General features: G+C 56.9%; 22 protein-coding genes and 1 pseudogene. 12 read left to right on the top strand and 11 right to left on the bottom strand.

Annotated elements, in window-relative coordinates; translation table 11 throughout:
* Positions 1–8 precede the first annotated feature (8 nt).
* Positions 9–395: an MAPEG family protein gene (locus ACZRJQ_RS09190; protein ID WP_463978049.1), complete on the top strand. Its 387-nt coding sequence runs from the start codon at positions 9–11 to the stop codon at positions 393–395.
* Between the two features lie 90 nt (positions 396–485).
* Here the strand turns inward: ACZRJQ_RS09190 and mltA are convergent, their stop codons facing one another.
* Positions 486–1,628, bottom strand: a complete 1,143-nt coding sequence (mltA, locus tag ACZRJQ_RS09185; protein WP_463978048.1) for a murein transglycosylase A — start codon at positions 1,626–1,628, stop codon at positions 486–488.
* Between the two features lie 129 nt (positions 1,629–1,757).
* On the opposite strand from mltA, the gene ACZRJQ_RS09180 reads away from it, so the two are divergent.
* The gene (locus tag ACZRJQ_RS09180) at positions 1,758–2,207 is read left to right on the top strand and encodes a c-type cytochrome (protein WP_463978047.1); all 450 of its coding nucleotides are present in this window, start codon (positions 1,758–1,760) and stop codon (positions 2,205–2,207) included.
* A gap of 79 nt (positions 2,208–2,286) precedes the next feature.
* Here the strand turns inward: ACZRJQ_RS09180 and ACZRJQ_RS09175 are convergent, their stop codons facing one another.
* The 4 genes from ACZRJQ_RS09175 to ACZRJQ_RS09160 all read right to left on the bottom strand — a co-directional run bounded on the left by ACZRJQ_RS09175 (position 2,287) and on the right by ACZRJQ_RS09160 (position 6,878).
* Positions 2,287–2,682 (bottom strand): DUF1090 domain-containing protein, encoded by a 396-nt coding sequence (locus ACZRJQ_RS09175; protein WP_463978046.1) that lies wholly within the window; start codon positions 2,680–2,682, stop codon positions 2,287–2,289.
* Positions 2,683–2,775: 93 nt separating this feature from the next.
* Positions 2,776–4,458 (bottom strand): NAD-dependent DNA ligase LigB, encoded by a 1,683-nt coding sequence (gene ligB, locus ACZRJQ_RS09170; protein ID WP_463978045.1) that lies wholly within the window; start codon positions 4,456–4,458, stop codon positions 2,776–2,778.
* A 214-nt stretch (positions 4,459–4,672) separates the two neighbouring features.
* On the bottom strand, positions 4,673–5,863 hold the full coding sequence (metK, locus tag ACZRJQ_RS09165; protein WP_463978044.1) for a methionine adenosyltransferase: 1,191 nt from the start codon (positions 5,861–5,863) through the stop codon (positions 4,673–4,675).
* 19 nt (positions 5,864–5,882) lie between these two features.
* Positions 5,883–6,878 carry an ArsR/SmtB family transcription factor gene (locus tag ACZRJQ_RS09160; RefSeq protein WP_463978043.1) on the bottom strand — a complete coding sequence of 332 codons (996 nt, stop codon included), beginning with the start codon at positions 6,876–6,878 and terminating at the stop codon, positions 5,883–5,885.
* A gap of 258 nt (positions 6,879–7,136) precedes the next feature.
* Between ACZRJQ_RS09160 and tkt the strand changes: the two genes are divergently transcribed.
* The 5 genes from tkt to fba all read left to right on the top strand — a co-directional run bounded on the left by tkt (position 7,137) and on the right by fba (position 12,979).
* Complete coding sequence (gene tkt, locus ACZRJQ_RS09155; protein WP_463978042.1) at positions 7,137–9,134, top strand: transketolase; 1,998 nt, start codon at positions 7,137–7,139, stop codon at positions 9,132–9,134.
* Positions 9,135–9,261: 127 nt separating this feature from the next.
* The gene (epd, locus tag ACZRJQ_RS09150) at positions 9,262–10,317 is read left to right on the top strand and encodes an erythrose-4-phosphate dehydrogenase (protein ID WP_463978041.1); all 1,056 of its coding nucleotides are present in this window, start codon (positions 9,262–9,264) and stop codon (positions 10,315–10,317) included.
* A gap of 26 nt (positions 10,318–10,343) precedes the next feature.
* Positions 10,344–11,507, top strand: a complete 1,164-nt coding sequence (locus tag ACZRJQ_RS09145) for a phosphoglycerate kinase (protein WP_463978040.1) — start codon at positions 10,344–10,346, stop codon at positions 11,505–11,507.
* Positions 11,508–11,539: 32 nt separating this feature from the next.
* Positions 11,540–11,758 (top strand): hypothetical protein, encoded by a 219-nt coding sequence (locus tag ACZRJQ_RS09140; protein WP_463978039.1) that lies wholly within the window; start codon positions 11,540–11,542, stop codon positions 11,756–11,758.
* Positions 11,759–11,914: 156 nt separating this feature from the next.
* Positions 11,915–12,979, top strand: coding sequence for a class II fructose-bisphosphate aldolase (gene fba / locus ACZRJQ_RS09135; RefSeq protein WP_027617054.1), 1,065 nt, complete (start codon positions 11,915–11,917; stop codon positions 12,977–12,979).
* 79 nt (positions 12,980–13,058) lie between these two features.
* On the opposite strand, the gene ACZRJQ_RS09130 is transcribed toward fba, so the two are convergent.
* Positions 13,059–13,427 carry a hypothetical protein gene (locus ACZRJQ_RS09130; RefSeq protein ID WP_463978038.1) on the bottom strand — a complete coding sequence of 123 codons (369 nt, stop codon included), beginning with the start codon at positions 13,425–13,427 and terminating at the stop codon, positions 13,059–13,061.
* 242 nt (positions 13,428–13,669) lie between these two features.
* Here ACZRJQ_RS09130 and ACZRJQ_RS09125 point away from each other — a divergent pair, with 242 nt between their 5' ends.
* The gene (locus ACZRJQ_RS09125) at positions 13,670–14,662 is read left to right on the top strand and encodes a cytochrome-c peroxidase (protein WP_463978037.1); all 993 of its coding nucleotides are present in this window, start codon (positions 13,670–13,672) and stop codon (positions 14,660–14,662) included.
* Between the two features lie 40 nt (positions 14,663–14,702).
* On the opposite strand, the gene ACZRJQ_RS09120 is transcribed toward ACZRJQ_RS09125, so the two are convergent.
* Positions 14,703–15,374 carry a polysaccharide lyase family 7 protein gene (locus tag ACZRJQ_RS09120; protein WP_463978036.1) on the bottom strand — a complete coding sequence of 224 codons (672 nt, stop codon included), beginning with the start codon at positions 15,372–15,374 and terminating at the stop codon, positions 14,703–14,705.
* A 315-nt stretch (positions 15,375–15,689) separates the two neighbouring features.
* Here ACZRJQ_RS09120 and ACZRJQ_RS09115 point away from each other — a divergent pair.
* The 3 genes and pseudogenes from ACZRJQ_RS09115 to ACZRJQ_RS09105 form a co-directional block, all read left to right on the top strand.
* A pseudogene (locus tag ACZRJQ_RS09115) lies at positions 15,690–17,012 on the top strand (diguanylate cyclase domain-containing protein); the annotation flags it as partial.
* A 99-nt stretch (positions 17,013–17,111) separates the two neighbouring features.
* A complete protein-coding gene (locus ACZRJQ_RS09110) occupies positions 17,112–17,612 on the top strand; it encodes a M48 metallopeptidase family protein (RefSeq protein WP_463978035.1) in 501 nt (166 codons plus the stop codon).
* A 62-nt stretch (positions 17,613–17,674) separates the two neighbouring features.
* Positions 17,675–17,971, top strand: a complete 297-nt coding sequence (locus tag ACZRJQ_RS09105; RefSeq protein ID WP_463978034.1) for a winged helix-turn-helix domain-containing protein — start codon at positions 17,675–17,677, stop codon at positions 17,969–17,971.
* Positions 17,972–17,977: 6 nt separating this feature from the next.
* Here the strand turns inward: ACZRJQ_RS09105 and ACZRJQ_RS09100 are convergent, their stop codons facing one another.
* The gene (locus tag ACZRJQ_RS09100) at positions 17,978–18,430 is read right to left on the bottom strand and encodes a GNAT family N-acetyltransferase (protein WP_463978033.1); all 453 of its coding nucleotides are present in this window, start codon (positions 18,428–18,430) and stop codon (positions 17,978–17,980) included.
* Positions 18,431–18,576: 146 nt separating this feature from the next.
* Between ACZRJQ_RS09100 and ACZRJQ_RS09095 the strand changes: the two genes are divergently transcribed.
* The gene (locus ACZRJQ_RS09095) at positions 18,577–19,314 is read left to right on the top strand and encodes a substrate-binding periplasmic protein (protein WP_463978293.1); all 738 of its coding nucleotides are present in this window, start codon (positions 18,577–18,579) and stop codon (positions 19,312–19,314) included.
* Between the two features lie 37 nt (positions 19,315–19,351).
* Here ACZRJQ_RS09095 and yccS read toward each other — a convergent pair whose 3' ends face one another.
* From yccS to dbpA, 3 genes are all read right to left on the bottom strand, one after another.
* Positions 19,352–21,526 carry a YccS family putative transporter gene (yccS, locus tag ACZRJQ_RS09090; RefSeq protein WP_463978032.1) on the bottom strand — a complete coding sequence of 725 codons (2,175 nt, stop codon included), beginning with the start codon at positions 21,524–21,526 and terminating at the stop codon, positions 19,352–19,354.
* 140 nt (positions 21,527–21,666) lie between these two features.
* Positions 21,667–22,845, bottom strand: a complete 1,179-nt coding sequence (locus ACZRJQ_RS09085) for a BaiN/RdsA family NAD(P)/FAD-dependent oxidoreductase (RefSeq protein WP_463978031.1) — start codon at positions 22,843–22,845, stop codon at positions 21,667–21,669.
* Positions 22,846–22,957: 112 nt separating this feature from the next.
* Complete coding sequence (gene dbpA / locus ACZRJQ_RS09080; RefSeq protein WP_463978292.1) at positions 22,958–24,295, bottom strand: ATP-dependent RNA helicase DbpA; 1,338 nt, start codon at positions 24,293–24,295, stop codon at positions 22,958–22,960.
* Positions 24,296–24,301: the final 6 nt, after the last annotated feature.

Here is a 24,301-nt window from a genome sequence, read left to right as displayed (position 1 = left end):
AAATTCCAATGACGGTTGCCTTCTGGTGTGTACTGATTGCCCTGTGTTTGCCTTATGTGTGTACCGCTGTGGCCAAGTTCAGCGATGGCAAGTTTGGCCCCAAGCAGAACCACGACCCGCGTGCGTTTCTTGAAACCCTGGAAGGTGTTGCCAAGCGCGGCCACAGCGCGCAGCTCAACAGCTTCGAAGTGACCCCGGCCTTTGCCGCCGCCGTCATCATTGCCGACATTGTGGGTAACGCTCAGCCTGTGACCATCGACGTGCTGGCGGTGCTATTCGTGACCAGTCGATTGCTATACATCATTTGTTACCTGGCCGACTGGGCACTCTTGCGCTCTATCGTGTGGTTTATCGGCATGGGGCTGATCGTCAGCTTCTTCTTTGTGTCGATGTAAACCAGATGACCCCGTGGGAGCTGCCGAAGGCTGCGATCGTTTAAACACATCAATCGGACGCAGCCTACGGCAGTTGCTACGAGTTTAGGGTCACTGCGGCAGCGCCACGCCTTTAGGCCATAGCAGCCAGATGTTGCCCTTTTGCTTCATGTCCCCGGCAATGTGGCCTGCTTCTGGGCCGGTGCCTACAAAAAAGTCCGCCCTTACTTCGCCTGCAATCGCGCCGCCCGTGTCTTGGGCGGCAACCGGGCGAACGATGGGTTGGCCGTTGGCTTGTGTGGTCGATAGCCACAACAGACTGCCCAGCGGAACCACCTTGCGATCCACCGCCACGCTGTAACCGGCCGTCAGCGGCACGTTAAGCGAGCCACGTGGACCTTCGTTGCTGTCGGGGTTTTGGGTGAAAAACACGTAGCTGGGGTTGCTGGCCAGTAACTCCTTTACACGCTCTGGGTGGGTCATCGCCCACGCGTGAATGCTGCCCATGGTCACGTCTTCTTTTTTCAGCTCGCCTTGCTCAACCAACCAGCGACCAATGGGGCGATACGGGTGGCCGTTCTGGTCGGCATAACCGATGCGCAGTTGCCGACCATCGTCGAGCTGAACCCGGCCCGAGCCCTGAATTTGCAGAAATTGCAGATCCATTGGATCAGTGAGCCAAGCAATCACAGGCGCATTCAGGCCTTGGTTATTGATTGTTTCAGCCGTGTCGTAAGGCTTGATGACACGGCCTTCAAGCCGCCCGCGCAGGCGCTTGCCCTTGAGCTCGGGGTAAATGCTGTCCAGATTCACCACGATCAAATCAGCTGGCACGCCATAAACAGGCACATTGGCCACATGGGTCGGCGTCAGGCTGCCGGGGTAAACCGGTTCGTAGTAGCCGGTGATCAAACCCTCGCTGCTGCCTTGAGCAGAACGCAGGCTGTACACATCCAGATGGGTTTGCAAAAAATCGCTGATTTGCGCGACGCTTGGGCTGGCCGGCAAGTTGGCAGCAGCGGCACAGAGACTGCCCCAGTTCGGATCAGTTTTGAGTCGGGTACACGCACTGCGCCATGAGGCAAAGCCGCTTTGCAGATCGCTGCCAGTGACTTCTGGCAACGCGCTCCAGTCGGCTTTGCTGTAAGTGGTGTGTGGCTCTGGCGGTGTGGCGTCGTTGTCGGTGCCATTGCAACCGGCCAGCAGCATGATGACGGGTAAGGCCCAGGCCAGAGGCTTGAAAAATGTACTCATCCGCGATGTTCCTTCAAAGGTTGCCGAGGTCTGATGACCGTCAAGGCAATCCGTATATTCAATAGGGGTATTGGTCTTTGTGGGTGACGCGAGGATACTGGCGACCGATTTCCGTGACGTGAAGCCACCATGACTCTTAAACGTTTGACTGTTGTATTACTGGCCTGCCTAACGCTGTCGGCGTGCGGCGGGGTTGATCCCAATTCGCCGCTGGGCCAGCGTAAAGCGATTTTCAAGCAAATGCTAAAGACCAGCGAAGACTTGGGCGGCATGCTGCGCGGCCGAATTCCGTTTGATGGCCCGCGCTTTACAGAAGGCGCGGTCAAGCTTGATGCGTTGGCTCATGAACCGTGGAAGCACTTCCCGCAGGTCAAGGAATCGGATCAAACCAGCGCCATTGATGATGTCTGGCAAAAGCAGGCGCGTTTTCAAGAGTTGGCGCGTCAGTTGGAGGCCGCCACTGGCGAGCTGGTCATTGCCAGCAAAGCGCAGCCCTATAAAGCCAGCACCCTGAGCCCTGCGGTGCAAAAAGTAGAAGACACGTGCAGCGCGTGTCACAAGGCATTCAGGAATCACTGAGTGCCAAGCTAGGCGCTGCCTTGGGCTGCGATCTTTTGGTTTCAAAAAGACCGTAGCCTGTGTCAGCGCCTGCTAAGCGTTACTTGTCCAACTGATCCAGTGCTTCTTGCAGTTCTTTGCGCGATTCGGCCAGCTTGTTTTTGCGCTTGTCGATTTTTTCCGGATCGCCTTTTTTCATCGCTTTGTCCAGATCCGCCTGGCGCTTGCTGACTTCGTGCTTGGCTTCTAGCACTTTGTTTTCACGTTCTTTTTTCAGGTTTGCATCGGTGCAATGTGCAGTGACTTCACTCAAGGCTTTTTCAAGGCCCGCGATCTGGTTGGTGTTGCCGTGGGCGCGGGCGTATTCAAGCTGAGTGGTGATGGCTTGCTTTTTAGCCGCGCAGCCCGTCAGGCCGGTGGTTTGATCGGCAGCCATCAACGGCGAAGCCAGCAGACCGAAAACAGTGAACAGAGCGAGCGGTGAAAAAACTTTCATAAAAAGCTCCTGACAAAAAATGACAATACATATCCAATTAACCCCGGCCTGCTGTGCAGGTCGGGCTGATCCAATCGCGCTGCTGTCGGGTTTCTAATCGAAACCGGCAATGCCTGCGACACGCAATTCTTCACTTAACGCCTGCACCTGCGGGTCTTTAAAAAACGCGCTTAATTGTGCTGCGCGGCGAGGCCCAATACCCGGCTGTGCTTGCCATGCGTCGGCATCCCGTTTGGTCAGCGCTTGCCATGACTGCCCCAGAGGCGCATCCCCTGTGGGCGGAACACCCAGCGCTTTGACCCAGCGCGTGAACGATTGTTGCCGAGCACTGTGCAAACTATTGAGCAGCCGTTGGCTGCTGCGCTCGCCGAAGCCGTCAATACTAGCAAGCTGTGTGGCATCCAGGGTCAACCAATCGAGCAGGTTGTTGATTTGTCCGGCCTGGATCAATTTATTCCAGGTGCCGGGGCCGACGAACGGTAATGCCAATGCCTGCTTGCCGCTTAACCAATTTAATCGGGCTAAAAACTGGCTTTCGCAGCCTGTTGTCGGTTGCCAGCAGCTGAGTGCGTGAAAGTTATCGGGGTTGGGCGGCGTGACTTCAAGGCGTTGACTGGCGCGTAACGCCACGCTGTCCAGGCGCGGGATGGTCATGCCTGCAAGGCTAATGGCCACATGATCGCCGGGACGAATGTCCAGCTCTTGCCAACGCTGTAATGACCCTGCGCTGATGCGTTTGATGAGTCGGTCGTCGAGACGCGCCGGCGTCAGTTCCAGCATGGGCGTGATACGTCCAGTGCGGCCAATATTGAACGTGACTTTTCGTACTTCGCTTAGGGCTTGGGCGTAGGGGTATTTCCAGGCAGCGGCCCAATTGGGCGGCTTGGCCTGCCAGCGTTGGGCATCGGGCCGCAGGCTTTGACGCAGCACCACACCATCGCTGGCGAATGGCAAGGGGCTGTTATACCAACGCTCGCGCCAGTGCAGGGCATGCTCGAAATGTTCGATGGGTTGGCTCCAGCGTTGACTGTCGGCAAACCCCAGCGCGCTCAGTTGGGTAAGCCGCTCGCCTTGAGTCGCCGGGCCTTCGGGCCAGTCCCACACAAATAGCCCGATGCCTTGGCCTTGCTCCGGGCTGAGTTGATTGCGGGCCATAAGCCCCGCGACGATGCTGCGCGCATTGACGCTGCCGGACTTGGCTTGCACATGATCGGTCAGGCGCCAGTAGAGTTCGCCTTGCAGCAACATATCCACAGGCTGCGGTAATTGTGCAGGAATGGCGCTGATGGTGCGTGCCGAACGGCTCCAGTCTTGACCTTGCTGGCCATTGCCACGGCTGATGACTTGCTGCAAACGGCCCTGTTTGTAGATCAGCGTCACGGCAACCCCATCCACTTTGGGCTGCACCCATAAGTCTTGGCGGCCGTTGATCCAGCGTTTGACGGCTTTCTCGTCAGCCAGTTTTGACAGGCCGGTTTGTGCCACGGGGTGTGGCACAGGGCCGCCGGCTGTTTGCAGCGGGTTGTCCGCAGCGCTTAAGGCAAAGCAGCGTTGCCAATGCTCCAGACGAGTGCGCGATTGGTCGTAAACCGCGTCGCTCACCAGTGAAATACCTTGGCGGTGGTAGCTGTCGTCCCAACTCGTGAGCTGCTGGCGCAAGGCGCTGATTTCTTGGGTTGCCTTGGGTTCGGGCCACCCAGGGCAGGTATCGGCGACTGCGTTGCAAGTTAGGGCCGCGAGTAACAACCCGCCCAGAAAACGGAGTTTTGCCAGCATCGTAAGCATCCTTGCTCGGGAAGAATGCTTAAGGCTAGTGGAGGATTTTCAGCGCGCGCAGCCGAAGGTTTGCGACGTGTTTCGCAAAGCGAAATGGTTGTTGTAGTCGCTGCCTCGTCCCTCGACAGCGACTACAGGTGTTCTCAATTTTCTGCTGGCCACAAAAAGCCCCGAGCAGTTGCCTGTTCGGGGCTTTTGGGTGCAGCTGTTTTAATTACAAACCAGCAGCAGCGCGCAGCTCTTCAGCGCGGTCGGTACGCTCCCACGTGAACGTGGTGAAGGTATCGTCGCCAACGGTTTTGGTCTGCGGCGTGCGACCGAAGTGGCCGTAAGCTGCAGTTTCTTGGTACATCGGGTGCAACAGGTCAAGCATGGTGGTGATGGCGTATGGACGCAGGTCGAACACGTCACGTACCAGCTTGATGATTTTGTCGTCAGAGATTTTGCCAGTGCCGAAGGTGTTCAACGAAATCGAAGTCGGTTGAGCGACGCCGATTGCGTAGGAAACCTGGATCTCGCAGCGCTCAGCCAAGCCAGCCGCCACGATGTTTTTGGCCACGTAACGACCGGCGTAAGCAGCCGAACGGTCAACTTTGGAGGGGTCTTTACCCGAGAACGCGCCGCCGCCGTGACGGGCCATGCCGCCGTAGGTATCAACGATGATCTTGCGGCCGGTCAGGCCGCAGTCGCCCACAGGGCCACCGATGATGAATTGGCCAGTCGGGTTGATGTGGAACTGGGTGTCTTTGTGCAGCAGATCGGCTGGCAATACGTGCTTGACGATCAGCTCCATCACGCCTTCGCGCAGGTCTTTGTAAGACACTTCAGGGTTGTGCTGGGTCGACAATACGATGGCGTCGATGGCTACAACTTTGCCGCCTTCATAGCGGCAAGTGACCTGAGATTTTGCGTCCGGGCGCAGCCAAGGCAGCAGGCCGGATTTACGGGCTTCGGCCTGGCGCTGTACCAACTGGTGAGAGAAGGTGATTGGCGCAGGCATCAGCACGTCGGTTTCGTTGCTGGCGTAGCCGAACATCAGGCCCTGGTCGCCCGCGCCCTGATCTTCAGGTTTGGCACGGTCAACGCCTTGGTTGATGTCAGGCGACTGCTTGCCGATGATGTTCATCACGCCGCAGGTTGCGCCGTCGAAACCAACGTCGGAGCTGGTGTAGCCGATGTCGGTGATCACGTCACGAACGATCTGCTCCAGGTCAACCCAGGCCGAGGTAGTCACTTCGCCAGCGATGATGGCTACGCCGGTTTTCACCAGAGTTTCGCACGCCACACGGGCGAACTTGTCTTCAGCAATGATGGCGTCCAGCACCGCGTCAGAAATCTGGTCGGCGATTTTGTCCGGATGCCCTTCAGACACGGACTCGGAGGTGAAAAGGGAGTATTCGCTCATCTCGACGGTTTCCTAATAATTACCGATGGTGAGTGTTGCCAGCCGGTCGCTGAAAGTGGCGAACCTGAATCTGGAAACCATTACGTAAGCCTACATAGAGGCTTTCCCCGGGAACGAGTCCCGCAGCGGTGGCCCAGCGGGCCAGATCATCTTGTTCAAAACCAAGCCACAAATCACCGCACGCCTCGCGGGCCCACGCCTGATTATGGCTACACAACTCTGTTACCAGCAGGCTACCGCCAGGTTGCAGCAAGGTGGCCAGTTGCTTCAGTGCTTCGGCCGGTGCTGCGAAATGGTGCAAAACCATGTTCACAACCACGCAGTCGGCCTGCAGCTGCGTGTCGTGCAAGGCGTCAGCCATAGTCAGGCTGACGTTGTGCAGCGACTCGCGTTCACACAGCTGGCGCGCTTGTTCGAGCATCGCCGGGCTGTTGTCCAGTGCGGTGACCTGATGAAAGCGACGTGCCAGATCGGGCAAAAAGCTGCCATCGCCGGGGCCGACTTCCAGGGCGGTGGCCGCTGGGGTGAAGCTCAGTTTGTCGAGCAACGCCAAGACACTGTCCCGGTATTGCGGCAAACCTGCGATCAAATCCTGCTGAGCGCGAAACTTCTCTGCAATGCGTGAGAAGAAATCCTGACTGGCTGCTGCCCGCTGCCCGTGTACTGCGCTGATTCGCGCTGTCACGTCGGTGGGCAAGGTCAGGTTGTCGACTTCTTCCAGCAAGGCCGTGTGTAACTTACCGCCCAGTTGCTCGGTGTGGGGCAGGGCGCGGCGGTAAAAAATGGCATTACCTTCGCGGCGCGTTGCTACAAGCCCGGCCTGAGACAGCACCTTGAGGTGATGGCTCATACCGGATTGGCCGGTGGCAAAAATTTGCGTCAGTTCCAGCACACCAAATGAATCGTTGGCTAACGCGCGCAGCACATTCAGTCGCAACGGATCGCCTCCAGCCTTGCACAAGGCGGAGAGCTCGTCGCAATCGTCATGGCGGATTGAAGGCACGCGTAAGTTCATGGGGCGCAGTCTAGTTACCCGACCAGTGCCTCGCAAGTTCAATATCAAAACTTTTCGATATTGCTCGATAAGTGGTGCGTTTTCGGGACGGTGTGGTTTTAAAGACGAGCGAGCAGGCCGATTCCTCAGCAGATTGAACGGTTAAGCACAGGAAAAACGTTTCAAGTGACTATCTGTCATTGCCCCCAAGGCGGTGCCTGAGGGAAAATGCTCGCCTTTTTTCCGTTTCATTTTTATCAAATACCCAGGAGAACAGCGATGCCCAGCCGTCGTGAGCGTGCCAACGCCATTCGTGCACTCAGCATGGATGCCGTGCAAAAAGCCAACAGCGGCCATCCCGGTGCCCCTATGGGTATGGCGGATATCGCCGAAGTACTGTGGCGCGATTATCTGAAGCACAACCCAAGCAACCCTTCGTTCGCAGACCGTGACCGCTTCGTGCTGTCCAACGGCCACGGCTCGATGCTGATCTACTCGTTGTTGCACCTGACTGGCTACGACCTGTCGATTGACGACCTGAAAAACTTCCGCCAGTTGCACAGCCGTACGCCGGGCCACCCGGAGCTGGGCTACACGCCGGGCGTTGAAACCACCACTGGCCCATTGGGTCAGGGCCTGGCCAACGCAGTGGGCTTTGCCCTGGCCGAAAAAGTCATGGGCGCGCAGTTCAACCGTCCTGGCCATAACGTAGTCGATCACCACACCTACGTGTTCTTGGGTGATGGCTGCATGATGGAAGGCATTTCCCACGAAGTTGGCTCGTTGGCCGGCACTCTGGGCCTGAGCAAGCTGATCGCGTTCTACGACGACAACGGCATCTCGATCGATGGCGAAGTTGAAGGCTGGTTCACCGACGACACGCCTAAGCGTTTCGAAGCCTACAACTGGCAAGTCATCCGCAACGTTGACGGTCACGACCCGGAAGAAATCAAAACCGCGATCGACACTGCACGTAAAAGCGACAAGCCAACGCTGATCTGCTGCAAAACCACCATCGGTTTTGGCTCGCCGAACAAGCAAGGCAAAGAAGATTGCCACGGTGCTCCACTGGGCAACGACGAAATCGCCCTGACCCGCCAAGCGCTGAACTGGAACCACGGCCCGTTTGAAATCCCGGCTGATATTTACGCCGAGTGGGACGCCAAAAAAGCCGGTGCTGCGGTTGAGTCCGAGTGGGACAAGCGTTTCGCTGCTTACGCCGCTGAGTTCCCTGAGCTGGCTGCTGAGCTGTCGCGTCGCCTGAGCGGCAAATTGCCAGCCGACTTCGATGCTAAAGCTAACGCTTACATCGCTGAAGTGGCTGCCAAAGGCGAGACCATCGCCAGCCGTAAAGCCAGCCAAAATGCCCTGAATGCCTTTGGCCCGCTGCTGCCAGAACTGCTGGGCGGCTCGGCTGACTTGGCCGGTTCCAACCTGACCCTGTGGAAAGGCTGCAAAGGCGTCAGCGCTGAAGATGCCAGCGGCAACTACGTTTACTACGGTGTGCGTGAGTTCGGTATGAGCGCCATCATGAACGGCGTTGCTCTGCATGGTGGCCTGGTGCCTTACGGCGCCACCTTCCTGATGTTTATGGAATACGCCCGTAACGCCATCCGCATGTCGGCTTTGATGAAGCAGCGCGTGATCTATGTGTTCACCCACGACTCCATCGGTCTGGGCGAAGACGGCCCGACGCACCAGCCGATCGAGCAGCTCACCAGCCTGCGTACCACGCCAAACCTGGACACCTGGCGCCCAGCCGATGCGGTGGAATCCGCAGCGGCCTGGAAGTTCGCGCTGGAGCGCAACGACGGCCCGTCCGCGTTGATCTTCTCGCGTCAGAACCTGAACCACCAAACCCGTGATGCCGCGCAAATTGCCGACATCAACCGGGGCGGTTACGTGCTCAAGGACTGCGCAGGCGAGCCTGAGCTGATCCTGATTTCGGCCGGTTCCGAAGTCGGCCTGGCGGTACAGGCTTACGAGAAGCTGACTGAGCAAGGCCGCAAAGTGCGCGTGGTTTCCATGCCGTGCACCAGCGTGTACGAAGCTCAAGATGCGGGCTACAAGCAGTCGGTTCTGCCACTGCAAGTGAGCGCGCGTATTGCGATCGAGGCGTCTCACGCGGACTACTGGTACAAGTACGTGGGCCTGGAAGGTCGCGTTATCGGTATGACTACTTACGGCGAGTCGGCGCCTGCGCCTGCCTTGTTCGAAGAGTTCGGCTTCACTCTGGAAAACATCCTGGGTCAGGCTGAAGAGCTGCTGGAAGACTAAAAGGTTGTCGCGGTTCTCCGTAGGAGCTGCCGCAGGCTGCGATCTTTTGATTTCAACATCACAAGATCGCAGCCTGCGGCAACTCCTACGGGGGATTGTTTTGGTCACACCCTAATAAGAGAACCCCATGCCTGAACCGCGTCCTTACAAAGTTGCACTCAACGGCTACGGCCGCATTGGTCGTTGCGTCTTGCGTGCGCTGTTTGAGCGAGGGACGGCTGCCGGGTTTGAAATTGTTGCACTCAATGATTTGGCCGATATGGCCAGCCTCGAATATTTAACGCGCTTCGACTCCACTCATGGCCGGTTCCCCGGCGAGATACGGATCGAAGGCGATTGCCTGCACATCAATGGCGACTGCGTAAAAGTGTTGCGCAGTGCCACCCCCGAAGGGATCGACTGGGCCGCATTGGACGTTGATCTGGTTTTGGAGTGCTCCGGCGCTTACAACACCCGTGCTGACGGCCAGCGCTTTCTGGACGCCGGGGCTCCAGCGGTTCTGTTTTCGCAACCGATGGCCAGCGAGGCGGATGTCGACGCCACCATCGTGTTTGGCGTCAATCAGCACAGCCTGACGGGTAATGAGCGTCTGGTGTCCAACGCTTCTTGCACCACCAACTGCGGCGTGCCGCTGTTGCGCCTGTTAGATGAGGCGTTTGGTCTGGAATATGTGTCCATCACCACCATTCACTCGGCGATGAACGACCAGCCAGTGATTGATGCTTACCACCACGAAGACCTTCGTCGTACTCGCTCGGCGTTTCAGTCAGTGATTCCGGTGTCCACCGGTCTTGCGAAAGGCATTGAGCGTTTGCTGCCGGAACTTGCTGGCCGAATTCAAGCCAAAGCAGTGCGAGTGCCGACGTTAAACGTGTCGTGCCTTGATATCACTTTGGTTACGGCGCGCGACACCGACGCCACAGAAGTTAACCGCGTACTGCGCGAGGCTGCCACCAGCGGCCCGCTAAAAGGCTTGTTGGCGTATACCGAACTGCCGCACGCCAGTTGTGATTTCAACCATGACCCGCATTCGGCCATTGTTGATGCCAGCCAGACCCGTGTTTCCGGCCCAAGGCTGGTGAACCTGTTGGCTTGGTTCGACAACGAATGGGGTTTTGCCAATCGAATGATTGATGTGGCAGAGCACTATCTGCACGTCACTCAGCCCAAACCCGCTCTCTAACATTAGAAACTCAGGAACTGCGACCCATGACCGTGTTGAAGATGACCGACCTCGATCTGCAAGGTAAGCGCGTACTGATCCGCGAAGACCTCAACGTCCCAGTCAAAGACGGTGTTGTCACCAGCGATGCGCGCATTCTTGCTTCGCTGCCGACCATCAAGCTGGCCTTGGAAAAAGGTGCTGCGGTCATGGTCTGCTCGCATTTGGGCCGCCCGACTGAAGGCGAGTTTTCGGCTGAAAACAGCCTCAAGCCTGTGGCCGATTACCTGAGCAAAGCCTTGGGTCGCGACGTGCCGCTGGTCAGCGATTACCTGAACGGTGTTGACGTTAAAGCGGGCGACATTGTGTTGTTCGAAAACGTGCGCTTCAACAAGGGCGAAAAGAAAAACGCCGACGAGTTGGCCAAGCAATACGCAGCCCTGTGCGACGTGTTTGTGATGGACGCTTTTGGCACCGCACACCGCGCTGAAGGCTCAACTCACGGCGTAGCAAAATTCGCCAAAGTTGCCGCTGCAGGCCCGTTGTTGGCTGCTGAGCTGCAAGCCTTGGGCAAGGCGCTGGGCGCTCCTGCCAAACCTATGGCTGCCATTGTTGCGGGCTCCAAGGTGTCGACCAAACTCGACGTGCTGAACAGCCTGAGCCAAATCTGCGACCTTCTGATCGTTGGGGGTGGCATCGCCAACACCTTCTTGGCTGCTGCGGGCCATCCGGTAGGTAAATCGCTTTACGAGCCAGACCTGCTCGACACCGCTCGCGCTATTGCCGCCAAAGTTAACGTGCCGCTGCCAACAGACGTGGTCGTTGCCAAAGAATTCGCTGAAACCGCCGTGGCGACCGTCAAGCTGATTGCAGACGTGGCCGAAGACGACATGATTTTGGACATCGGGCCGCAAACAGCCGCCCACTTCGCTGAGCTGTTGAAGTCGTCCAACACTATTTTGTGGAATGGCCCGGTAGGCGTATTTGAATTCGACCAGTTTGGTAACGGCACTAAAGTTCTGGCTCAAGCCATTGCTGACAGCGCCGCATTTTCGATCGCAGGCGGTGGCGACACCTTGGCTGCTATCGACAAGTACAATGTTGCCGACAAAATTTCTTACATCTCCACGGGTGGTGGCGCTTTCCTTGAGTTCGTTGAAGGCAAGGTGTTGCCTGCTGTTGAAGTGTTGGAAAGCCGCGCCAAAGCCTGATGGTAGTTCAGGCCCTGAAAGGAAGCATGGACATGGTCAAGCTGTTACCGCTGTTGATGATCGCGGGCTTTTTGGCCGGTTGCGCTAGCTCGGCGCCGCCGACGGCCGAAGCGGCTACTCCCGAAGAGAGTGGCTGCTATCAGGCCGATTGGCAGGCGCAGAGTGTGCCGCTGGTCAATAAACGATCAGGGCCTGATGCGCTGGAAAAATACGAATCGCCCCAGGCGTCAAAAGAGCGTGGGTGTCCTTAAACGATTAATACCTGTAGTCGCAGCCTTGGCCAGCGACTACAGGTGATGTGAATTGCACGCAGGCGGGTTACCCCCGATCTGCAAAAACTTGAATAGCAGCCGCCGCTACGGCAGGCTTGCACGATTAACGACCCTCGTCCGGGAGAGACACACACAATGGCACTTATCAGCATGCGCCAGATGTTGGACCACGCCGCCGAATTCGGCTACGGCGTTCCAGCTTTCAACGTCAACAACCTTGAGCAGATGCGCGCCATTATGGAAGCCGCTGACAAGACTGACTCCCCGGTGATCGTTCAGGCTTCAGCCGGTGCGCGCAAGTACGCCGGTGCTCCGTTTCTGCGTCACTTGATCTTGGCGGCAATCGAAGAGTTCCCGCATATCCCGGTGTGCATGCACCAGGACCACGGCACAAGCCCTGACGTGTGCCAACGCTCCATCCAGCTGGGCTTCAGCTCGGTGATGATGGACGGTTCGCTGGGCGAAGACGGCAAAACCCCAACTGACTACGACTACAACGTGCGCGTCACTCAGCAAACCGTTGCGCTGGCTCACGCGTGTGGTGTGTCGGTTGAAGGCGAGTTGGGCTGCCTGGGTTCGCTAGAAACCGGTATGGCTGGCGAAGAAGACGGTATCGGCGCTGAAGGTGTTCTGGATCACAGCCAAATGCTGACTGACCCAGAAGAAGCGGCTGACTTCGTTAAGCGCACTCAAGTGGATGCTCTGGCAATCGCCATCGGTACTTCCCACGGCGCGTACAAATTCACCAAGCCACCTACCGGCGACGTGTTGGCCATCGACCGCATCAAAGAAATCCACAAGCGCATTCCGAACACTCACTTGGTGATGCACGGTTCGTCTTCGGTGCCACAAGAGTGGCTGGCGATCATCAACCAATACGGCGGCGACATCAAAGAAACCTACGGCGTGCCGGTTGAAGAAATCGTTGAAGGCATCAAGCACGGCGTGCGCAAGGTCAACATCGACACCGACCTGCGTCTGGCATCGACTGGCGCCATGCGCCGTTTGATGGCGACTAACCCAAGCGAGTTCGACCCTCGTAAGTTCTTCGGCGCTACTGTGACGGCGATGCGTGATGTGTGTATCGCTCGTTACGAAGCCTTTGGCACTGCCGGTAACGCTTCGAAGATCAAACCGATCTCTCTGGAAGCCATGTACCAGCGTTACCTCAAAGGTGAGCTGAACGCCAAGGTCAACTAAGACCTGCGCGTATACAAAAGCCCGCAGCGATGCGGGCTTTTTTTTGTCTCGAATAATCTGGTGGGGCTGGCGAAGGTGGCTACGCAGAGCGGTGTGCCGTTTCAGGATCTATGCCATTGCCCTTAAGCAACGCATCCACCAGCGCTCGCGCCATTTCGACCGAGTGCACCAGTGACCACACCAACCCGCGCTCTACACCACTGGCCATTTCGGTAATTTCATCGGACACCTCTTCTGCGCTCTTGAGCAGCATCGATATGTGTAACAGCGCTTGCTGTGCGCGGATATCCCCGCGTACGGCGAATGGCGATTGGGGGCTGATATCGGCTGCTTGTGTGGGCTTGAGGCTGTCGAGTGACACAAGAGGAATGCGCTGGTCGCGCAGGGCATCGAGAAGGTCTTGGGTGGTTTCGTCATGCTGGTGATCGTCGCGCGGCGTCTTTTTCATGTGTTTTCCACGGCAGCATCATTTGAGTCAAACCTTTGGTAACCCAAGAAGATAGCCCCGGTACTTTCGATGCTGCAAGCCACCTCGGGAGCCATTCGGCCTTATCGGAATCGACCTTCAATTGACCATTGAAAAGTCCCACTTTGGCTGAGGTGTGAATCCCTTGACCCGCATCATCAAGCGACTTCAACGGCTGCTCCATAGTGATTGAAAAATCATAAATAGAGGGAGAAGCAACCGTGGTGAAATCGTGGATCGTAATGTGTGGCTTGATGATGGGCGCTCAGGCATGGGCCGCCGGCCCGAACAATGAACCGATACAGCCCATACAACCGGCAAAAATTACCAACCCGGCAAAGGTCGAGCTGGGCAAGCAATTGTGGTTTGACCCGCGCTTGTCCAAGTCCGGGTTTATTTCCTGTAACTCGTGCCACAACCTGAGCATGGGCGGCAGCGATAACTTGCCAACCTCCATTGGGCATAATTGGCATCAAGGCCCGATCAACTCACCTACGGTGCTCAACTCCGGCCTCAACGTGGTGCAGTTCTGGGACGGGCGAGCGGCCACGCTCAAGGAACAGGCCGGTGGGCCTATCGCCAACCCCGGCGAGATGGGTTTCACCCACAATCTGGCGTCTGATGTGGTGCGCTCCATCCCTCAATACCGCGATTCGTTCAAAGCGGTATATGGCAATGAAAACGTCAGTATTGATGACATCACTGATGCGTTGGCGGCCTTTGAAGAGACCCTGGTAACGCCCAACTCACCCTTCGACCGTTGGTTGAAAGGTGATAAAAATGCAATCAGCCCCACGGCCCTCAAGGGCTATGAGTTGTTCAAAAACACTGGCTGTATCGCGTGTCATAACGGCGAGGCTGTAGGTGGCTCGTCGATGCAAAAAATGGGCATGGTCGAACCCTACGTCACCAAAAACCCATCGGAAGGTGTTGCTGGGTTAACCGGTAAAGATGCCGACCGCATGCGGTTTAAAGTGCCGACTTTGCGTAACGTCGAGCTGACCTACCCGTACTTCCACGATGGTGCGTACTGGAATCTGGATGAAGCGGTTGATGTGATGGCCCGTTTGCAATTGGGTCGCCAACTGAGCAAGGAAGAGGTCACGCAGATTGTGGCTTTCCTCAAAACCCTGACGGGCGATCAACCGGACTTCAAACTGCCACAACTGCCGCCATCTTCCCCGCAAACGCCACGCCCAGTGCCGTTCGGTCAATAAAGCGATAAAGCAGAGCCACTGCGGTGGCTCTGCTGATCATTCACAGTGAGTTGTGATCGATATCCAGCTTGTTGAACGTGACTTGTCCGCCTTCTGCGCTGTTCCCGGTGTTGTCCTGCACATAAGCCCCCGCCTTGAAATACAGCGGTTTATCACGCCATGTGGCGCTGATGGGCCGACTCCATTGCCCGTTTGCTGCCTTGATATTCAAGGTGCCGCCGGGCGTGAGATTAATCACGTAAGTGAAGTTCTTCGCCAATGGCACGTTCTCGGCCAGCGTTACCACCACAGGTTGGGTATCGTTGGGGCGGTTGCGGACTTTGGCGACCAAATTGCCTTTTTTCTGGCTGGCTTTGTACTGGAACTCCAGCTTGAGCAGCGGTTGCTGGCTCTTAAAGGCATGGATTTGGCCAATGACGATCTTGCCCGACGAGGGCACTTTGTTCACGGCCAAGGTGGCCTTTAGAAAATTATCAGCGCTGGGGTAAAGCCAGTTGCGCAACGAGCCATCAGCGCGGGTTTCGCGCAGTTCGGTGCGCGGATAAATGGCGTTCACCGTTTTGCTGCCCGTGACAGGCGTCCAAAAAAACAAAGTGCCGGTATCGGAGTGGAAGTATGTATTTTTGTATCCTTGCAGTAGGCGGGGCGTGTCGATGGTCGCCGGTGGTGTACCGACAGGAACGCTCAGGTTCCAGGTTGCGAGATCGATCATGTGCGAGCCTTAAAAGAGGGGCACTTACAGGCACTAAACCGCGAGCAGGGTTTAGGCCACGGCGTGTAAGGGGTGCTCTTTATAAAGCGTCAGGCATGGCCAGTGAAAGTGATGGCACTTTGGGTCAGGCATTTTGAATGGGCCGATGAAGTGTAATGCCTGCATTACAGTCTTCGACCGTTAGTCGGGTTGATCGACTATTTGATGGTCGCCACGCGCCCGAAGACTTCTGATTAGCAGGTGTCAGGTTTAGAGTTAGCCCTCAGTTTTAGCCGGTTTTCAGATGAATCCGGGATGCCAAAAAAGAGAAGCAGCATGGAATGCGTGCAAGGGAAGCCGGTAGAAGTTGGCTCAGTCCTATTGGTCGTGGATGACTACCCCGAAAATTTGATGAGCATGCGCGCGTTGTTGCAGCGCCCGGACTGGGAAATCATCACCGCACAATCGGGGGTTGAGGCGCTCGATTGCTTGTTGCGTCATGACATTGATCTGGTGCTGCTGGATGTCCACATGCCCGGCATGAATGGCTTTGAGGTTGCGCGGCTAATGCGCGGCAGCCAACGCACCCGCCTCACGCCAATCATTTTTCTGACCGCTAATGCACGGTCTCATGAGTCGGTGCTGGAAGGTTATGCCTGTGGCGCCGTGGACTATTTGCTCAAACCCTTTGATCCGCAAATTCTCAAGCCCAAGGTGCAGGCGTTGCTTGAACAGCAGAGCAACGCCAGAGCGTTACGTCAGTTAAGCCATGATCTGGAAGTTGCCCAAGCCTTTAACGCGTCGGTTTTAGAGAATGCCGCTGAAGGCATTTTGGTGGTCAATGAAAACGGGCTTATTCGTTATGCCAACCCGGCCATCTCACGTTTGCTCAAGACCCCCGTCCCGGCCTTGACCGGGGCTCATTTTTTAAATTTTCTGCAAAACCCCCACGTGCCAGATTGGTACGAGTCAGCGATTTATAGCCATTACCAGCAGGGTGAGACCTACCGCGTACACGATGGTATTTTGCGCACGGCCTTGGGCCAGCCGCTGCCGGTGACATTGTCATGCGCGCCTTTGTCTACGGAGATGCAGGCGATGGTGGTGACGGTGTTGGACATGTCAGAAGTGTGCCATTTGCATCACCAGCTGGAGCTACAAGCGGTGACGGACCCGTTGACCGGGCTGCTTAATCGCCGTGGTTTTCATCGTGCGGCTGAGACGGCTCTGATGTGCGATGACGCAACGTCATACGTGCAAGCGCTGTTATATCTGGACCTCGATGGTTTTAAGCGAATCAATGATTCGGTGGGCCATGAAGCGGGTGACTGGACGTTAAGTTGGGTGTCTGAGCAGTTGCAGCAGTGCATCCGCCCCGGCGACATTCTGGGCCGCATCGGTGGCGATGAGTTCACGTTGCTCCTGAAGCTGAATCAGGCAAGCGAAGCGTCAGCCTTTGCCCAGCAGATCATCGACAAGGTGGGTGTGCATCAGCAAATTGAAGGCCTGGATGTGAACCTGGGTGTGAGTATCGGCATTGCGGTGCATCCGGAGTCGGGTGCCAATCTTGAAAACTTGTTGCGCGCTGCCGATGACGCCATGTACGAGGCCAAGCGCGCAGGGCGTCAGCAATATCGCTATTTCAATCAGATGTTGAGCGACCCGAGCTTCTCAGTGCCTCTGCTTCGAGTGGGCGAAGATACTTAGCCCGTTTGAATTCGCTACACTGGCGCCTTTTACGCTGTGCACTGGCGCCTCATGACTGTTCTTAAATACCTTCAGGCTTACCCCCAAACCTTGCAGGATCAGGTGCGCCAACTGATTGAGCGTGACCAGTTGGGCGACTACCTGCAGGAGCGTTATCCGCAGCGTCATGCCGTACAAAGCGATAAAGCCCTATATGCCTATGCGCTGGAACTCAAGCAAGAACACCTGCGTAACGCGCCATCTTTCGACAAAGTGTTATTCGATAACCGGCTAGACCTGACCCATCGTGCGTTGGGCTTGCACACCACCATTTCGCGAGTACAGGGCGCCAAGCTCAAGGCCAAGAAAGAGCTGCGTGTCGCGTCGCTGTTCAAGGACGCAGCCCCCGAGTTTCTGAAAATGATCGTGGTGCACGAGCTGGCGCATCTTAAAGAGTCAGACCACAACAAGGCGTTCTACAAGTTGTGTGAGTACATGCAGCCGGGTTATCACCAGTTGGAGTTTGACCTGCGGGTGTACCTCACGTGGCGTGATTTGCAGGGCAAAGCCTAAACCGATTTTTTGTAGGCGCCCGCTTGCTCCTACACCTATCCAACCTGCACCAGGAGTGATGAATGGAAGTCAGCAAAACAAAAAGCAGCTTTTATCGCCGTTTGTACGTGGCCTGGTTAATTGATAGCCAAACCGCCAGCAGCGTACCCGCGCTGACTGAGGTAACGGGTATGCCGCGTCGCACGGCACAGGACACCATCGCCGCCTTGGCTGATTTGGACATTGTGTGTGAGTTCGAGCAGCAGGACGGCGCCCGCAACCACGCCGGGCGCTATCAAATTCACAGCTGGGGGCCGATTGACAAGGCTTGGGTCGGCCAGCATCTGGCTCAGATCAAGCAGGTGCTGGGCTATCCCTGAGGCGTTTTAACTGCGGCGCATGCCGACGTGAGGAATATCGTCTTCCAGATATTCTTTGCCCGTGACGATAAAGCCGTGCGCGGCATACAACCCTTTTAGATGCGCTTGGGCCGACAGATAAACCGGCGTGTCCGACCAGTACTCTTCGATATTTTCCAGCGCTTGGGACATCAACGCGTGGCCCAGGTGATGGCCGCGAGCAAGGGGCGCGATGATGACGCGGCCAATGACCACGTCACCGCCCTGTGATTCTGGGTCGAGTATGCGTGCGTATGCCACCAACTGGTCGTCTTGCCAGCCCATCAGGTGCAGGGTATCGCCTTCAAGATCTTGACCATCGATGTCCTGATACGCACATTTTTGCTCAACGACGAAAACCTCAGAGCGCAGTTTCAGCACTGCGTACAGCTGCTCTTTACCAAGATCGTTGTGGTGTTTGCAGACCCAATCGATGTTCACATTTATGTCCTGAATAAAAGGCAATGTTTGGATACTAAGCGTCTTGCAACCCGGCGCCAAGTTGCGCATTGTTCGGTGCGGGCTTTTTAATATCAATGTTCGGTTCGAGGCAGGCGGCGACGATGACGATGAACTTAAGCTTCGCAATGTCGCGGCTGCGCCGAACTCTGGTTTTACTGGGGGCATGCCTTTGCCTTCAAACCACCAGCGCAGAGCCCTTGCGGCTGGTCGGTGATATTTGGCCACCTTTCACGGACGCCACATTGATCAATGGCGGGTTGGCGACCGATCTGGTTAGCACCGCTCTGGCGCGGGCTGGTTATGCCAGTGGGTTTGAGCAAGTGCCTTGGGCTCGTGCCATGCAAGGCCTTAGCAATGGTCGCTACGATGTGCTGGTCAACGCTTGGTACAACGACGAACGTCTGAAAGTCGGCCAGTTTTCTGCGCCGTATTTGCACAATAAACTGCGTTTTATTCGGCGTAAGGATTCACCCGTCGAGTACAACAACCTTGAGCAACTGATGGGCTATGCGATTGCCTACGTGCCGGGCTACGCCTACTCGGCAGCATTCGACAGCAATGAGCAGCTCAATAAAGTCCCTGTGCATAACTTTGCGATGGCCGTACGCATGCTGGCGGCGGGGCGCGTCAGTTTGACTCTGGAAGATGAATACGTGGCGCGCTATCGGCTTGCGCGTGAATCAGCGCGGGTGCGCAACGCGCTGGAGTTTCTCCCCAAGCCGGTGAGCGAAAACCAGCTGCATATTTTGGTCAGCCTCAAGACCCCAGAGCACGACAAGATCGTGGCCGATTTTGACCGCGAAATAATCGCCATGAAGGCCGATGGCAGCTACGCGCGGCTGATCAAAGAACATGGGATGTAGGTTTGCCGCTGTGTATTTTGTGTAGGCGCGAGCGAGCCTACGAGGCTTTAATCAAATGCGCTGCCAGCGTACGCAACGGCCCGAGTTGGCGGCAAATTAACGCCAACTGGGTCTGCACCAGCCGCTGACTTTCATCGATCTCTTCTGGCATTTGCTCCAGCTCATTGGCCAGCGCTTCCTCATCGTCACTCTGCACGGCCACTGCTTGTTTGGTCGCCAAGCCCTGAGCAATCTGATCGATGCTGTCGGCGATACGCTGCCCCGCACCTTCGATCAGTTGCTCGCGGACATCAGCTGGCAGTTGGGTGTCGCGATGCGCGCCCAAGCCCGATAGATAGCTGAGCAGCGTGTGCGACAGCACCAAAAAGCGAAAGCCCATGTCGGCATCTTTACGAAAATGCCCTGGCTCCATCAGCATGTTGGCCAGCGTGGTCGACAGTGCCGCATCGGCGTTATGGGCATTGCGGCGTGCCAGGCGATAGGCCAGATCGTCGCGTTTGCCCTGTGCATATTGCTGCATGATTTGGCGCAAGTATTGGCTGTTACAACTCAAGGTATTGGCCAACACCTGATTCAGACGTCGGCCCTGCCAGTCGGGTAAAAACAGGAACACAGCAGCTGCCGCAATCACGCTGCCCACCAACGTATCGAATAGCCGGGGCAAGAACAGCCCGTAACCGTCGCCCACCTGATTGAAGCAAAACAGCACCATCAACGTGATGGCCGCTGTGCTCAGGGTGTAACGCGTGGTGCGGTTGATAAAGAACACGACCCCGGCCACCACCGCGAACATCGACTGTATTAACGGGTTGGGGAACAAATCAAACAGCGCCCAGCCCACTGCCAGACCGATCGCGGTGCCAACGATCCGCTGGCTGAACTTGCGCCGCGTTGCGCCATAACTGGGTTGGCACACAAACAGCGTGGTGAGGATGATCCAGTAGCCTTGGCTTGGGTGAATCCAATGCACCATCGCAAAACCAACGCTCAACGCCAAAGGCAGGCGCAAGGCATGACGGAAAATCAGCGACGTTGGCGTCAGGTGTTGGCGCAGGCGTGACCACACATCCTTGAGGTTACGGGGTGAGCGGTCAAGCAAGCTGCTGTCGGTGGCATCGGCGAGGGTGTCCGGGTTGGTGGCGTCGCTTAGCAGACGATCCAAGGTGCCAAGGTTGGCGGCCAGAGCACGCAGTGATCGCAATAAACCCCGCCACGCTGGGTTGCTTTGGATGCGCAGATGCTCAAGAGAGGCATGCAAATCGCCGAGCGCTTCGGCAAAGCTGTCGTCATACACAAAGGGCTGGCGCAGCTTGATCGACTCTGACAGGCGCTGGCAGGCCACCCCTTGCTGGCGTAAAAGGCGCTGGCAACGGAACATCACATCACTGTGAAAAAAGGCATCGGCCAGCGCGTTGTAGGGGTAATGCGATGAACTGGCGCGCTCGTGAATGTCTTGGGCCAGGAAGTACAGCTTGAGGTAACGACTGAGTTTTGACCCCGGCCGTGAGTTACCGACCCGGTGCAGAATGATCTCTTTGGCGGTATTTAGCGCGGCCACGACCTTGCCGTTTTGCTGCGCCAGCTCCAATCGGCCCGCTTCCACATCCAGCTTACGAACCGGCTCGAACAGCGATGACTTGAGCTTGAGGTACAGGCCCAGCTCCCAAAACAGCCGCGCCAGACTTTGCTGCACCGGTTGATGGGTGAACAGCGCCTGCCACAGCACGGAGAGCAAGCCGTACCACGCCGCGCCTGATACCAGCAGCAGCGGCTCATGCCAGAAGTCGAGCACTTCGCCGCCACGTTGGTCGACGCCAATCATCGTGTACACGGCCACAATCAACGTGGCAGACGCAATGGCCCCATAGCGTTCGCCCAGTGCGCCGAGCATGGTCAGGCCGAAGCTGGCCAGCGCCAAAGCGCACACCATCAACAACGGATACGGAAAAAGGAGTTCGACACTGAATGCTGAAGCGCTGAAACACACCAGTGTTACCAGCAGCGCATTGAGGCGGCCTTGCCAGCTGTCATCGGTTTCAGACAGCGCACTGGCGATGATCCCCAGAAATAACGGGATCAACATCTTCATCTCATCTTGATACCAGCAAAAAGCCATGCTGCCGGTCAGAGCGATAAATACCCGAACGCTGTAACTGAACTTATCCCGCGCCCACAGACGGCGCAGGGAATGACTAAAACTTTTTGATGACATGAGGTGGCGAAGCCTTGCTCGTGATGCGCTAACTTGAGCCAGTTATGACGACAGTGCAATGACACTGTTCACATCGAACAGAAAATATTTTTCTGCAAGTCGTGTAGTCGCTGCCGTCGGCTGCGACTACACGAGGGAGGTTAAACGTACTGCGCCGCCGCATAGCCCGAAGCCCATGCCCACTGAAAGTTAAAGCCGCCCAAGTGGCCGCTCACATCCAGCACCTCGCCTACAAAGTACAGGCCGGGGCTTTTCAGTGATTCCATCGTCTTGGACGACACTTCGCGGGTATCGACTCCGCCCAGGGTCACTTCGGCAGTTCGGTAGCCTTCAGTGCCCGCGGGTACGACTTTCCAGCAAGCCAGCTTGTCGGCCACATCGCTCAATTCGCTCGGTGTGTACTGCTTCATCGGCTTGGACACAAACCAGTGCTCGGCCAGCAGGTTGGCCATCTTTTTGGTGAAAATCTCACCCAGCAAGGTTTTGAGTTCGCTGTTGGGGCGCTCAGCTTGCTGAGTTTGCAACCAGCTCAGCGCGTCGAGGTCGGGCAGCAGATTGATCTCAACCGTGTCGCCTGTGTTCCAGAACGACGAGATTTGCAAAATCGCAGGCCCGCTCAAACCACGATGGGTGAACAGAATGTTTTCGCGAAAGCTCTGATCGTTGCAGCTCACCCAGCAATCCACCGAAGTGCCCGAGAGTTCGGTGCAGATCTCTTTGAGCTGGTCGGTGATGGTGAACGGCACTAAGCCAGCGCGGGTTGGCAGCAGAGTGTGACCGAATTGTTTGGCCACTTGATAGCCAAAACCGGTGGCGCCCAGGGTCGGAATCGACAGCCCGCCCGTGGCGATGACCAGCGATTGGCAGCTCAACTGACCCAGCGTGGTCGAGAGGGTGTAGCCGGTTTCGGTTTTTTCGATTTGTTCGATGGAGGTGTCCAGATACAGGCTCACGCCTGCCTGTTTGCACTCATCCAAGAGCATCTCGAGAATGTCGCTGGACTTGTTATCGCAGAACAATTGGCCGAGTTTTTTCTCGTGGTACGGCACGCCGTGCTTGCTCACCAGTTCGATGAAGTCCCACTGGGTGTAGCGCGCCAACGCCGATTTGCAAAAGTGCGGGTTCTGCGACAGGAAATTGTTGGGCTCGGTGTACATATTGGTGAAGTTGCAGCGGCCCCCGCCCGACATCAGGATCTTCTTGCCCGCCTTATTGGCGTGGTCAATCAGCATTACCTTGCGCCCACGCCCGGCAGCGGTCAGCGCGCACATCAAACCTGCGGCGCCTGCGCCAATAATCACAACGTCGGTAGAACGCAAAGCGGTGTCCTCAAAACGGAGGGAGACCCTGTAGTGGCTGCCGAAGGCGGCGAGCTTTTGGGTGTAAAGCTCGCCGCCCTTCGGCGGCCACTACAGGTTTTGAAGGGTTTGTTTACAAAACGCGAACGCGCAACGAGCGGCCTTTGATTTTGCCTTCGCTCAAGCGCTGGGCTGCTTGTTTGGCAATGGTGCGGTCAACGGCAACGTATGCCTGGAAGTCAAAGATCGCGATTTTGCCGACCTGTGCGCCAGGAATGCCAGCTTCGCCAGTCAGAGCGCCAAGAATGTCACCCGGACGCACCTTGTCTTTACGGCCAGCGCCGATGCACAGGGTGCTCATGGCTGGCAGCAATGGTGCGCCACCTTGAGACTTGAGCGTGTCCAGTGTTTCCCAGTTCAGAGGGGCTTTTTGCAGCTGCTCAATGGCTTGTGCGCGGTGGGCTTCGGACGGAGCAACCAAGCTGATGGCAACCCCTTTTTCGCCCGCACGACCGGTACGGCCGACACGGTGAATGTGGATTTCCGAATCGCGGGCCAGTTCAACGTTGAGCACCATGTCCAGCGCGTCAATGTCCAGACCACGGGCGGCAACGTCAGTAGCAACCAGTACCGAGGTGGAGCGGTTGGCAAACATCGCCAGCACTTGGTCACGGTCGCGTTGTTCCAGATCGCCGTGCAGGCCGACGGCCGAAATGCCCTTGGCGGTCAGGTGATCGACTGTTTCTTGAACCTGCTGCTTGGTGAAGCAGAAGGCTACGCACGATTGCGGACGGAAATGCGCGAGCACTTTGGTCACGGCGTCCATGCGTTCTTCAGGTGAGATCTCGTAGAAACGCTGCTCAATCTGGCTGTCGGTATGCAGCGCTTCAGCTTTGACTTGCTGCGGGTTGCGCATGAACTTGGACGACAGCTGCTTGATGCCCACCGGGTAGGTGGCCGAGAACAGCAGCGTTTGGCGGCGCTCTGGGGTCTGGCGAATGATGTCTTCGATGGCGTCGTAGAAGCCCATGTCGAGCATGCGGTCAGCTTCGTCCAGCACCAGCGTGTTCAGGCCATCCAGTACCAGCGAACCTTTGCGCAAGTGCTGCTGAATGCGGCCCGGAGTACCAACAATGATGTGCGCGCCGTGTTCCAGCGAGCCGATCTGCGGGCCGAACGACACGCCGCCACACAGGGTCAGCACTTTGATGTTGTCTTCAGCGCGGGCCAGACGGCGGATTTCTTTGGCAACCTGGTCAGCCAACTCACGGGTTGGGCAGATCACAAGAGCCTGACAGCCGAAGAAGCGCGGATTGATCGGGTTCAGCAGGCCGATACCGAAGGCGGCTGTTTTGCCGCTACCGGTTTTGGCTTGGGCGATCAGGTCCATGCCTTTGAGGATCACCGGCAAGCTCTGCGCCTGAATCGGCGTCATCTGGGCATAACCGAGGGAGTCGAGGTTAGCCAACATGGCGGC

It is taken from the genome of Pseudomonas sp. E315 (assembly GCF_055406205.1).
Note: the sequence above shows the minus strand (reverse complement) of the source record. Positions and strands in the feature narration are given on the sequence as shown.